This window comes from Haloplanus ruber, assembly GCF_024494725.1.
GTDB lineage: Archaea > Halobacteriota > Halobacteria > Halobacteriales > Haloferacaceae > Haloplanus > Haloplanus ruber.
This window is the reverse complement of the sequence record NZ_JANHDK010000001.1, coordinates 631,289-644,389: the sequence shown is the minus strand read 5'-3', so window position 1 is coordinate 644,389 and position 13,101 is coordinate 631,289. Positions and strand designations below refer to the sequence as shown.

7 protein-coding genes are annotated in these 13,101 nt (G+C 61.2%); 3 read left to right on the top strand and 4 right to left on the bottom strand.

The genetic code is table 11. The annotated features are described in order from the left end of the window. Positions 1-190 precede the first annotated feature (190 nt). The 4 genes from NO878_RS03425 to NO878_RS03410 form a co-directional block, all read right to left on the bottom strand. Positions 191-481, bottom strand: coding sequence for a hypothetical protein (locus NO878_RS03425; protein ID WP_256404557.1), 291 nt, complete (start codon positions 479-481; stop codon positions 191-193). Positions 482-1,066: 585 nt separating this feature from the next. Then, entirely contained in the window at positions 1,067-2,638 is a 1,572-nt protein-coding gene (locus tag NO878_RS03420; protein WP_256404556.1) for a TrkH family potassium uptake protein, read from the bottom strand. Positions 2,639-2,711: 73 nt separating this feature from the next. Further along, positions 2,712-4,046 (bottom strand): Trk system potassium transporter TrkA, encoded by a 1,335-nt coding sequence (gene trkA / locus NO878_RS03415; RefSeq protein WP_256404555.1) that lies wholly within the window; start codon positions 4,044-4,046, stop codon positions 2,712-2,714. Between the two features lie 336 nt (positions 4,047-4,382). Continuing rightward, a complete protein-coding gene (locus NO878_RS03410) occupies positions 4,383-6,485 on the bottom strand; it encodes a sensor histidine kinase (protein ID WP_256404554.1) in 2,103 nt (700 codons plus the stop codon). Between the two features lie 651 nt (positions 6,486-7,136). On the opposite strand from NO878_RS03410, the gene NO878_RS03405 reads away from it, so the two are divergent. The 3 genes from NO878_RS03405 (at position 7,137) to NO878_RS03395 (ending at position 13,049) form a co-directional block, all read left to right on the top strand. Beyond that, on the top strand, positions 7,137-7,343 hold the full coding sequence (locus NO878_RS03405) for a cold-shock protein (protein WP_008418277.1): 207 nt from the start codon (positions 7,137-7,139) through the stop codon (positions 7,341-7,343). Positions 7,344-7,587: 244 nt separating this feature from the next. After that, the gene (locus NO878_RS03400) at positions 7,588-10,173 is read left to right on the top strand and encodes a PD-(D/E)XK nuclease family protein (RefSeq protein ID WP_256404553.1); all 2,586 of its coding nucleotides are present in this window, start codon (positions 7,588-7,590) and stop codon (positions 10,171-10,173) included. Then, positions 10,170-13,049, top strand: coding sequence for a UvrD-helicase domain-containing protein (locus NO878_RS03395; protein ID WP_256404552.1), 2,880 nt, complete (start codon positions 10,170-10,172; stop codon positions 13,047-13,049). The genes NO878_RS03400 and NO878_RS03395 overlap by 4 nt, the downstream gene beginning before the upstream one ends. Positions 13,050-13,101: the final 52 nt, after the last annotated feature.

Below are 13,101 nucleotides of genomic sequence, written 5' to 3'. Positions count from 1 at the left end.
ATCGGATCCCCGTCACGGCAGGAAAACCGTCCCACTGCGGTCACGTCCGCAGTCAAGAGTACAAGAGCGCTACTAAAGTGGTGCTAGCGTATTCTCACGGGATGGGAACCCGCGTCCGTCCCGGGCGAGTGGAAGCGCACACGAACGGGTGAGTGCTTCAGGGATCGATGGCGTCCATTTGCTCCTCTCTTTACCTCCCCTCCCCGACGAACCGCACCTCGATTTCGTCCCGTCGAATGTGGACGTTGTGTTCCGGACTGAGTCCTTCGTCACCGCCCGATTTTGCGTTCCACGCGCTCCGGGGCACGTCGAAGGCTTTCCGAAGGTCGCCGTCCGCCCCACTCACCGCGAGTCTGGTGGTGTACGTCGCGGGACGGGAGAGCGCGAGTGCGATGTAGCCTCCGGGCGAAATCGTTCCCGTTCCCTCGCATACCAGCGCCCGTTCGTTCGACCCCAGGTCGACGGTTAGCGAAACACTCACCGCATCCTCGGAATCGTTGTATATCTCTACCCCATGAACACTCACGGGCCTCGACGTCTCGCCCAAAACGACCTCCGTACCGGGCGCTTGACCGGGGTACGAGCGGACGAACTCGCGTGTGTGCTTTGCAACTGGGATGTCTCCCGTCCGCGTGAGTGAAAACGCCGAGTTGGCCGCCGGTTCTCCGGATGACGCACAGCCACCGAGCGGAACGGCTAACGCAAGCGCGCTCGCCCCCAGTAACTGACGGCGGTTCATATGTCACCATCTCCGCCGGATCGCAAAAGTTCGTGGCACGGTCAACAACTGATTTTAGCCTTCTCTCGTTCGACAAGTTCCGCGTCTGTGAGGGTGTCACAGCGCCGCTTTCGTGCTCGCCGGAGAGAGAGGCGGTCGGTGCTCTCCCGAGTCTCTAGTCCCGATGGCTGTGTCGATCAGGGAGACGAACGCGACGACAGGTCGGTGGGTCGGCCCGACGACGCTTGCTCCCGGTTGCGCGTCGGCGTCGGCGGCTTCACGCCGATGTCTTCTGGGACGCGGCCGATATCGGAGACCGACGGCAGATGCCGGAGCCGTCGTGTGGCGTTACCACTCCCAGAACGAGCGGGTGAACAGCACCAGCACCGGCACCACTTCGAGTCGTCCGAGCCACATCAGCACGATCATGAGAACCTTCGACGTCGCGGGAAACTGGAGGTAACTGCCGAACGGGCCGAGCATCCCGAATCCGGGGCCGATGTTCCCGATGGTCGCGATACTCGCGCTGAGCGCCTCGATGGTCGTCAGTTGGAGTCCGACACGCCCCGTATCGAGGGCGATGATCACCGCCGATACGGCGAAGATGAACAGATAGAGGAACGTGAATCCAAAGATACCGCTGACGACGTCTTCGTCGATGACCTGTCCACCGAGCCGTACTGGTTCCACCACGTCGGGATACACCGTCGCCGACAGTTGGCGTCGCGCGGCCTTGAGAATGACCAGCCACCGGATGACCTTGACGCCGCCGCCGGTCGACCCGGCGGACCCGCCGATAAACATGACGGCCAACAGGAGTACCTGTGTCCACTCGCTCCACTGAGCGAAATCACTCGTCGCGTAGCCCGTGGAATTGAGTAGCGTCACGGTCTGGAACAGCGCTTGCCGGAGCGAGTTCTCGGCGACACCCTGAGTGGTGCCACCCAGCCCGCCGAGTGCGGGGGCGGCCCCGGTGAACAGCATCGCCCAGAGCAACAGTGTGATGCCGACGATTGCGCCGACGTATCCCTGCAACTCTCGGTTCCGGAACACCTCCGCAAACTTCCGTTGCAGAACGAAATAGAAGAGCGCGAAGTTCGTCCCTGCGACGATAATAAAGGGAATGACGAGCCACTGGACCGCCGGCGAGAAGGCTGCGATACTGTTTGCCTCGGGCGAGAATCCGCCGGTCGGGAGCGTCGTGAACCCGTGTGCAATCGCGTTGTACAGATCCATGTTGGGGGCAACACCGAGAAGGTGGAGCGCGTACAGCAGACAGATGAACAACGCGGTGAACTCGGCGTAGACCAGCCACAGGATGCGTGCCGTCTCGGCGATCTGGGGGGTGAGCTTCTTCAGTTCCGGTCCTGGCGCCTCCGCGTCGATCAACTGAGCACCGTTGACCGCGAGTTCGGGCAGAATCGCGACCATGAGCACGATGATACCCATCCCGCCGAGCCACTGCGTCAGTTGCCGATACATCAGCAGGGCGTGGGAGTGACGCTCGAAGGATATCTCCTCGAGGACCGTCGCCCCCGTCGTCGTGTATCCCGACGTCGACTCGAACAGTGCGTTGACGAGTGAGTTCCCCAGTGCAGCCGGCGAGTCCAGCGAGAGGCCGACGGTCGACGCCGTGTCGAACCCCGCCAGTAGATACGGCACTGTCCCGCCCACGGAGACCCCAACCCAGGCAAGCGTCACGAACAGGAACGCCTCTTCGAGTCCGAGGTCGGCTCCGTCCTCGAGTCGTTCGAGCGCCAGACCGATCCCGGCAGTGATCACCATCGATGCCAGAAAGACGAACTGGTCGTCACCGTAGACGACGGCGACGGTCAGTGGGACGAGCATCGTCACGGCGAGATACTTGAGCAGCGTGCCCACGTACGCACAGCTCTGTCGCCAGTTGACGCTCACGCGCATGCACCGACACTCCGTTCCAGACGACGCGAGCGTCGGGACCGCATCGTCCGGGAGCGTTCGTCGTCACGCGGTCTCATAGGAGGTTGATCGTCGCTTCGGCTACGTCACTGTCGGCGAGAACGACGGCATGGTCCCCCGATTCGACGACGGTATCACCGCGGGGCATCAGGAAGCTCCCGTTGCGGGTGATCGCACCGACCACGACGCCGTCCGGGAGGTCACCGATAGCCTCCTCGATTGGACGCCCGGTGAGAATGCTCTCCTCGTCGATCCGGATTTCGATCACCTCTACCTGCTCGTGTTCGAGGAGGTCGACGCTCTGTGTGTCTTGATCGCGGGCGAACTCGACGATTTCCTCCGCGGTTGCCCGCCGTGGATTTACCGCGACATCGACGCCAGCATCCTCGAACAGTTCGACGTATTCGCCGTGGTCGACGATTGCGACTGACCGGTCGATGCCCACCTGTTTGGCCCGCAACGCCGAGAGAAGATTCGCTTCGCTGTTCCTGTCGAGTGCGGCGACGACGACGTCGATGTCTTCGATCCGTTCGTCGTCGAGGAAGTCACGAACAGTCGGGTCCTTGTTGCGGACGGTCGTCACCGAAAGACGCTCCGACAGTGCGCGTGCCCGGTCGGGGTCGGCTTCGAGGAGATGGGGGCGCAGGCCACGCTCCTCCAGGAGCCGAGCGGTGTGATAGCCGATATCGCTACCTCCGACGATCAGCACGTTTCTCGTCGGTGATTCGGCGTGCCCGAGTTTGGCGCCGAAGGCGTGAACGGATGCGGGTTTCCCGATGACGATGATATCGTCGTCCGCCTCGATTCGGGTCGAGCCACGCGGGACGATGGTCGTTCCCCCCCGCAGGATCGCAGCGAAGGTCAGCGATTCGAACTGATCAGCCTCGCTGATCGTCTTGCCGACGATAGCGCCGCCCGATTCGACGTTGAACTCGGCCATCTGGACCGTTCCGCCGGCGAAGACGTCGAAGTCCTGCGCTGCCTCCAGTCCCGTCCCGCCGACCGCTGCCCCGATTGTCAACAGATTCGTCCCGACCATGAAGTCGACACCGAACACGTCCTCCGCTCGGTCCCACGTGTCGATGTATTTCAACCCCTTTACCCGTGCGACGGTCGTGACATCCGCCAAGGATTTCGCGGTCTCACAGGTCAGTAGATTGATCTCGTCGCTTCCGGTGCTTGCGATGAGTAGATCGGCGCTTTCGACCCCCGATTCCCGTAGCGTCTCGATAGACGAACAGTCGCCCACGACCGTCAGCACGTCCAGTTCGTAGCCCAGACCGTCGGTGCGGTCCGCGTCTACGTCGACCATCACGACGTCGTGGTTCCTCGCGAGTTCGGCTGCGACTCTCGTTCCGACCCGGCCGGCACCGGCGATTATCACGCGCATACAGTCGTCAGATTAGCCCATGCTCGGACAGTCGGTAAGTACGCTTCGGTAGGGGCCGTTGGCATCCACCCCCGGCCTGTCGCGTTCCGAGGGAGAGTGTCGTTGGTCGGCGTATGCGGGTGCTGTATACGCGCTCCGCGTGTCGCCGCCCCGTCGCCAACTACTCGGCCTCTGCCGACGGCGGCACGACAGACACGGTGGTGTGGACTGGGTGGCTGATGGCCACCGGACCCGGTCGCCTGGGCAGTAATTGGTGGTCGGGCGCCACAGCACAGAGACAGAGCGCGGGGTGAGAGATTGCCGGCCGTCTGTGACGAATACGACCGTGACAGCGCGCTAGTCGGACGTGGCGTGGCCGGGTTCCTTTTCGGGGAGAGATTCACTACATTCGATCTCGAACCTCGCTCCCCCTTCCTCGCCTTCCGAAACCGAGAGCTGCCACCCGTGTGCTTTAATGATATCTTGGACGATTGCGAGGCCGAACCCCGTTCCCTGCTGACTCGTCGTGTATCCTTGTTTGAGAACGTTCTGCCGTTCGCGTTCGGGGATTCCGGTACCGGTATCCTCGACATAGAATCCGCGCCCGCCCGATAAGGGACCGACTTCGACGGTCATCTCAGTCGAGTCGTTGTGTTCGACGCTGTTTCGGTACAGGTTCTCGAAGACGTTGAGCAAGCGATCACCGTCAGCCTCGAGTTCGAGGGTGGTCTCGACGACGAGCGTCGCCTCACCGGTCGCAACGTTTTCCCAGGCGTCACGAGCGAGCGTTCCGATGTCCACGTCCGCTGTCTCGGCGGCTATCTCGCCGGCCCGAGCCAGCGTGAGCGAGTCCTCGATGATGTCCTCCATTCGGCCGAGTTGGCGCTGGATATCGTCGATGGCCGCGGCAGTTTCCTCGTCGACGTCTGGTTTGAGAAGTTCGGCCCGACCGGCTGCGACATTAAGCGGATTTCGAAGGTCGTGCGCAACGATGCTCGCGAACTGGTCGAGTCGTTCGTTCTGGCGTTCGAGCTGTCGTTTTCGCTGCCGTTGTTTCGTCACGTCACGCGAGTTGAGGACGATGCCTTCGACGTACGGGTCGCCGAGCAAGTTCGTCGCACGCGCTTCCATCGTCCGCCAGTTGCCGTCGGCATCGCGGTATCTCGCGACGTACTGACCGACGAAGCCGTAGTCGTCCGCGTGCCTCGAGAGTTCCATGATGATCTCCTCTCGATCATTGGGGTGAATTCGGTCGATGATGTTCTCACCGATCATCTCCTCCGGGTCGTAGCCGAGTATCTCCGAGACCGACGGGCTGACGTACGTGACCGTTCCGTCTTTTTGCATCACGGTCACGACATCGGACGACCGCTCGATGAGCCGTTGGAACCGTTCTTCGACCACGTGCCGGTCGGTCACGTCCCGGTAGATGAGGAGCGATCCGAGTTCGGCGCCAGTCTGATCGGTCAGTGCCGTCTGGGTGACGTCGAAGTACCGCTTCCCATCCGCGGACTCGACGGAGACGTCTGCCTCCGGGGCGTTCTCGTCTTCTGCTGTGGAGCCGTAGGATGGAACGATATCGGAAGCGGGTTGGCCGATGACCGGCGTCTCGGTGTCCAGTAGTTCCACGGCGGCCGCGTTCACTTCGACGACTTGGCCATCCAAGTCAACGACGAAGATGGGATCGGTCATCTCGTCGACGAGCGCGTGTCTTGCAACGGGTGCGAGTTCGAGGAAGTCAAAGCGAAAGAGGGCAACCGCGAATGTGATACCCGTGACTCCGAACGCGAATGGGGTCGGGTCTATCGAACTCGGGAGGCCGACGCTGAATCCACCGAGCGTCACCGATCCGAGCGGAGAGATACCTGACACCCAAAACAAACTCACGAGGAGGGGAACCAGACCGCCGAACAATATCAGCCCAACTTGGATCCGATATCGTCGGTGCCGTCGAATCCCGACGAGGATGATAATCAGGTAGCTCACGAAGAGCAACGCATACGAGTAGACGATGTTGAGCCAGAACGCCGGCCCGAGCGCACGGTCGACGTACGCCATAGGTGCACCGGTAAATCCGGTAATCGTCCACAATAGGTCGTGCATCGGCGATGTCGCGGCGAGTGCGAGGACGATAGCCGGTTCGACGAGGAGTAGAACGCCGGCCCGTCGACGGAGCAGTGACTCGTGGCCTGCATACGCGAGGACGAACCACAGTTGCGTCGGCGGTAGCCCGACTAATCCGACGTAGCTGACGAAAAGGCCTCCTCGATAGGTCGCGAGAGTCGTGCTTGCGCCCTGAACAGCACTCCCCGACGCATACAGCGAGACGCAGATCATTGTCGCAGCGAACGGCACCGCGCCTTGGACCCCCCTTCGACGGACAGCCATAATAGCAAGTCCGAGATTGAGGCAAGAAACTCCCAGCAGGAGCCACGTTGCCACCCCAAAGGAGAAGGACATACTCCCTGACTTTCCGTGCTAAAGTATGAATCTTGGCCTAGTAAACGATCCCTACACGAATTCGAGGCGGTCCGCCCATTCCCCGCTCTTTCGAGACCAGGCGGTGCTGTGAGGACCGTACCACCCCTGGATCGAAGGGGCCGGAGCGCGCGCAGGGAGGACATCCGGGAGTCGCTCCCGGAGCGGCTCCGAGGAACTCGCGGAACTCGAATCCCGAGTATGGTTTCGAAACGACGACTCACGTCGTAGTCCGTCTTAGACGACGAACGTGCGACGAAGCGACGTGCCACACTGGAGAGGGATCGAACCACGAGGCGAAACCGCCGTCGTCCGGAATGATGCCGTAGCCGAGCGAATGCGCCATCGCAGCCGGAGACAGCGGCGTTGGCGAGGACCTGTCCGCGTCCGGAGGCTGTACGAAGACGGCTGTGAATTCGCCGTGGTACTACCGATCTTATCAGGAACCTCGCTCATGGTTTCAGCATCAGGCTCAGCAGCTCCAAGCCATTGTTTCAGCTGTTCACGTCCTCTCGGTTCGGTACTGCTGGCGCTGAAATCGCTGTTTGGTAGCTACTGTGGCGGTCGTGAAGGTGCCGTGATACCTTGACCCTCGGAAACGTTATCCGTCACTCGGCCCTCTGTTTGTTTGTAATGGCAAACGGTAAGGTTGATTTCTTCAACGACACAGGCGGCTACGGTTTCATTTCGACTGACGACGGCGACCTCGACGACGACGAAGACGTGTTCTTCCACATGGAGGATGTCGGCGGCGAAGACCTCACGGAAGGTACTGAGGTCGAATTCGACATCGAGTCCTCGCCGAAGGGGCCTCGCGCGGCGAACGTCGTCCGGCAGTAATACTGGGACACGACTGTCGTTCACAGCGACAGACACCACTCTCGACTTTTCAGACGATTCTACGTCCGAGTTGACACTATCAATATACTCTACAGCTACCGATTCGACTAGTTACTGTGGCGGTGTGAGACCCCTCCGCTGACACCCCCGTTCAGAGTGTATCTTGGGGAGGGAGTGCCGGTTTACTGAATGCGATATGCTCTCTCTATGAACCTTTATTAGTTGACAGTCTGCTCTTTCTGTCGTGTCATTTCCTCGGGCCAAGCCGGTTGACGACCTCTACGATGAGGTCGCTGGATACGACCTCGTTGTGGTCCCAGACGCGCCGCTGGCCAGTGCGTTGAACCGCCGTATCGACAGGCCACACCTCGGATCGTTTGCGATAACCCCACGTCGTCTCGCAGCGGGTCGCCGCGAAGAAGCCGAGGACCGCATTGCCTTCCTCGAACTCGTCGAACGGACCGACTTGGACTGGAAGCGCGGTGCCTACGCCATCGGGAACATCCTCCAGTGCTGGGAACATCATGGGCGTCTCGAGGCGATTCTCGACTACGACGCCTACGTCGACGACGCCACACGCCAAGCCGTCGAGCACATCGCTGACCTCGAGACGACCTCCTGGCGACTCACCGAGTATCGAATCGACGATCAGCAGGATGTCGCCGTCGTCGGCGACGAGCAACTGACCCAACTGGAGCGTTCCATCCTCCCCGACGACTACGATACGTACGACACGTTCGACGACAGGGAGTTCGACCATCCACCGTTCCACATCTTCGACTCCTCGACAGCAATCGTCGACACCGTCGTCGACGCCGTTACCGAAGAGAACGCCGACGACGTTGCTGTCGTACTCGATCAGGGGAGTGAGTTCTCCCCACTCATCGAGTCTGCCTTCGAGGCTGACGACATCCCGTTCTACGGTGGCCCCGGGTTCGTCGACCATCCGGATCACCGCACGTTCGTCCAGTTGCTTCGTGCAGCACACGGCGGCACCGATACTCGCGTCGGCGAGATACGGCCACTCCTCTCTCGACTCGGCGTCTCTATAGACGTCGAACACGACGAGAAACGGCTCTACGAACTCGACGACAGTGAACTGGACTGGGTTGTCGACTTCTGTGACCGCATCGAGAACCGGACTTTCGCTGAGGTGCTCGATCGGTTCGAGGACAGGGTAGACCGCCGACTCGACACATTCCGTGACGAACTGGAGACGCTCGGAATCGCCGACACGCACGCAACCGAGCGCGCGGTGGACCAGCTCGTGTTCTACCTCCAGAGCTACGAGGTACCCGTCGACCGTGAGAACGAGGGTGTGTTGCTCGCCGACGCGAAGTCAGCCGCCTACGTCGACCGCCCGGTCGTCTTCTACCTGGGATTGGACGAAGACTGGACACACTCGGCGCCACGTCGCCCCTGGGTCGACCAGGACGCCCAGTACACGCGCAACATCCAGCAGTTTCGGCTCCTTCTCCAGAGCGGGGGAACCCAATACTACCTCGTCCAGGATGCGAAGGGAGGTTCACCGGTTACGCCGTGTCTCTACTTCGAAGAATTGCTTGACGAAGAGTTCGAGCGCTTCAGCGACCTCGAATCCGAAACGCACACGCGACGGGTCGGTCGTTCTGGTGGTGGATTTGAGAAAGAATCGTCCGACGCCACCACCACCGAGGTGTCGACCATCAGCCAGTCGAGCCTTAGCACGTACGTCAACTCGCCCCGCGACCACTTCTTCGGCCGGCTTGTCGACGGCCCAGACAAGGATTACTTCAAAGAAGGCAACTTGTTCCACGATTTCGCCGAGTTCTACGTCACCCACCCGGAGTTCGTCGACGACAACGTTATCGACGACGTCGTGGAGTACGTGCTCAACGAAACGCGACCGTTCGTCCGGTCGGTCGACGAAGCGACCCGACGGACCAAATACCGTGCTGGTCTGGAGACCATCGTCGCGTTCTTCGAGGAGAACAGGCCGGTCGACGGCGAGTTCCTCACCACCACGAGCGACTGGGGGACGAACGTCTTTGCCGAGCGCTTCGACAAATCCGTCGCCTCTCCCATCACCGAACGCTGGTTCGAGAACGACGACCTGAGACTGAAGGGTAAGATCGATCTGATTCACTCGCCATCCCGGCTGGTCGACCACAAGAGCGGCCGGCGCAAAAGCGCCGGTCAAGTCGTCAAGAGTTCGGCGCTCGACCCGCCGAGCGATTCGCCGAACTTCCAAGCACTGCTGTACCTCACCCACTGGCGCTCGCAGTATCCCGACCAAGAACTCGAGTTCACATTCTTCCACTTCCTCGAGACGCTCGACGATGTCGTCGCCGGCGAAGTTGACCTTGACGACACGCTAACGACGGTTTCGTACTACCCGATGCCGTTCGACGAATACGCCCGCTCCGAGTCCTTCTTCGACGAGCTAGTCGAGGACGGCTCGAACAACTGCCAGAAAACGCTCTCTCAGGTGGCCTACGAGGACTACGCTGCGGTCTTCGACGAGGCGGCCCCACCGGATACAACTGACAGCGACGAACTCATCGACTCGGTGTTCGGCGAGACACTAACTGCACGGATGAAAGACTGCGTAGGCGACTACAAGTACGTCGAGTCGGGCTGCAAGCAGGCGCTGCGTCAGTTGACGCGCGTCCGTGGACAGGCGTTCTTCGAGAACGACCTTGACGCGTTCGAGCCGTTCGTCGACGAGCGTCTCGAGGAGTTGAATCGACGACGTGCAGGTGAGGAGCGCTTCCCCGTCGAGGGACTCGGTGGGGAACCGAACTACCGCTACGTGGACAACCGCGACCTCCTCCTGGAGGGTGACCGATGACCGACCCCCAACCGAACGATCAGCAACAGGAACTCATCGACAGCACGGACGGTCTCTACCTCGTCGACGCCGGCGCCGGGACCGGCAAGACGTTCACCGTGACGCGCCGTTACGCCAACATCGTCTCACAGAACGACGTCGAGCCTGACGACGTCTTACTTGTAACGTTCACGAACAACGCGGCCGGCGAGATGAAAGATCGCATCGTCGGCAACTGCCACTACGGGATGCGTGACCTCGCGGACGCACCGATCCAGACGTTCCACTCGCTGTGCCACGACGTCCTCGAAGAGCATGGCCACGCCGCGCCAACCTACCTCGGCATCGACGACCGCATCACCGGATCGACGCGCATCATCGAGGACGAACTCGTCGAACAAGCCCTGTTCGAGGAGTTCATCGACCGATTCAGCGACGACCACCCCGAGTACGACGACGTTTTCCGCGCGCTCTCGAACCCAGAAGACCTGCTGGGACTCGTCAACCAGCTCGCCGCGAAGGGGGTATTCCCCGACGCCGACGGCTGGTACCGCGACGGCGAGCGCCACCTCGATGGCGACTTTGCAGCGTTCAAGCAACAGTTCGACGAGCTGAACGAATCGCGCAACGGTGGGAGCAAACAGTCGCTGCTGCGGTCGAAACTCGGTCGGTACGGCCGGAACAAGACATACCTGCCAGATGCGCCCGAGAAGTCGAAGATTCGCGGCAGCGGCAAGCAGGTGCCCGACGACATCGCCCAACTCGTCTTTGCCGAGGACCGAGGGGAACTGAAGGCGTTCGTCCACGATGTCTACCACGAGTACCTGCGGTTCGCGCTGCGGCGGAACTACCTGAACTTCGGGATGCTCCAACTGTTCGCGTTCGTCCTGCTCTGTGAGAACCACGAGTTGCGCGAGGAGGTCGCGTTCGAGTACGTGATGATCGACGAGTTCCAGGACTCCAGCGAGATCCAGTTCAAACTCGCGCTCCTGTTGGCGGGGACGAACAACATCTGTGTCGTCGGAGACTGGAAGCAGAGCATCTATCGCTTCCAGTACGCCGACGTCGCCAACATCGTCGAGTTCGAGGATCGACTCGGTCGATTCGTCGAGCAGTTGAACAGCGACCACGAACGGGTCTCGTTCCCTACGAGTCCCATCACCACCATCGAACTCGTCGAGAATTACCGTTCCACCCAACGGATCCTCGACTTCTCGGAACACGGCCTCCGTGTCCCCGCGGCGAATCGCGACGACGTCGACGTCGATGCGGTCGATGACCGCATCGTCTCACTCGAGTCGAACGCTGACCACGAGAACACCACCATCGAAGCCGTCCAGAGCGACGAGGAACAGGAAGCGGTGCTGGCGAAGATACAGGGGATCGTCGGCAACGAGGATTACCGCGTCGAGGACGAAGACGGTGGCCTCCGGGCGCCAGAGTATAGCGACGTCGCAGTGTTGACCCGTACCCGTGACTTCGGTCGCGAATTGCTCGGGACTGCCGAAGAGTACGGTCTCCCGATGGCATACGAGGGTGGAATCGAACTCTTCCGAACCGATCAGGCGAAGCTTCTGCTCGCCTGGTTGCGCATCCTCGAAGACGACGTCGACCGTGGTTGGGCAGTCGTCCTCGAGCGCGCGGGGTACGCGCTCGACGAAATCGATGCCGTCCTCGAACGTGAGGCATACCCCGAGAACATGGTCGAGTTCTGCGAAGAGCTCCAGGGAATGGAGACGCTTGGCGGCGTCGCCCGGTGTGTGTTCGCGCGCTACGGGTACGCTGGGCCGACTGCCGACGTCGTCCTCCATACGCTCCAGTCGGTCCACAACGCGACCACACAGACGCGTGGCGACCTCATCCGGTTCATCGAGCGCGCAATCGAGGCCGGGAGTACCCACGAGGTGCACGCCGGGGCGGGGACGAACTCGGTGACCGTCCAGACGATTCACGCCACGAAAGGCCTCGAGTATCCCATCGTCATTCTGGCGAATATGAACAGCGGGCGCTTCCCGCCGGGTGGCAGTGGTGGCGGGGTCATTAGCTACGACGAACCCAACGGGGTGCGGCAGCGTAAGATCTACTCGGAGGAGGCACACGGGCTGCCACACGTCTACGACAACTGGCAAGCCGACGTCCTCCAGAAGTGTTCACCTCGCGAGTACGACGAGGAACGCCGGTTGCTGTACGTCGCCATCACCCGCGCCGAAAGCCACGTCGTCTTCACAGCCGGCGAGGACCCGAACACGTTTGTCGAAGAACTCCCAGTCGAGGTCGAGGAAATCGCTCCCGACGTCACGGAGCGCACGCAGAAGGAGACGGAACAGACTCCGCTTCAGGTCGAGATGCCAGTCCCAGAGGGCCCACGAGGCCACACGCCACACACACTCATGCACGACGACGTCTTCGAGGACGTCGAGGGCGGCAGAGGGACTGAGTTCGGCACGCAGGTTCACGACTTCGCCGAGGCGTATGCACTCGGTGAGTGCGTCGAACCGCGGAATACTGACGAAGCGCACGTCAAGCAACTCATCGACGGGTTTGACGGGGACTTGTTGGTCGAAGAGGACGCGTATCTACCGCTGTCGGTCGACGGTGATCGTGTCACGATTTCGGGCATCGTCGACCTCGTGTGCGTGACCCCTGACTGTGTCGAGATTGTGGACTACAAGACTGACCGGGGCCGACATGGCGAAGAGGAGTATCGCAAGCAGTTGAGCGTGTACTACCACGTCGCTCGCGAAGTCTATCCCGACCGCGAGATCACTGCTAGTATCTTCTACACCGAAACGGGAAGTCGGCACGAGATTGACCCCCAACCCATCGACGACATACAGCGTCTCGTCGAAGAGGTCGAACCTCCTTCGGGGGGTGTTAGCGAAGCAATAGACCAGTGACTGCGTCGTCTGGCGCACGTCCGGCAGGTAGACGCGCGATCAATCCGTCCGG

What these genes read in the sequence shown, in the direction of transcription:
- NO878_RS03420 (WP_256404556.1), bottom strand. Translation starts at nt 2,638, where the DNA reads ATGCGCGTGAGCGTCAACTGGCGACAGAGCTGTGCGTACGTGGGCACG.
- trkA (WP_256404555.1), bottom strand. Translation starts at nt 4,046, where the DNA reads ATGCGCGTGATAATCGCCGGTGCCGGCCGGGTCGGAACGAGAGTCGCA.
- NO878_RS03410 (WP_256404554.1), bottom strand. Translation starts at nt 6,485, where the DNA reads ATGTCCTTCTCCTTTGGGGTGGCAACGTGGCTCCTGCTGGGAGTTTCT.
- NO878_RS03405 (WP_008418277.1), top strand. Translation starts at nt 7,137, where the DNA reads ATGGCAAACGGTAAGGTTGATTTCTTCAACGACACAGGCGGCTACGGT.
- NO878_RS03395 (WP_256404552.1), top strand. Translation starts at nt 10,170, where the DNA reads ATGACCGACCCCCAACCGAACGATCAGCAACAGGAACTCATCGACAGC.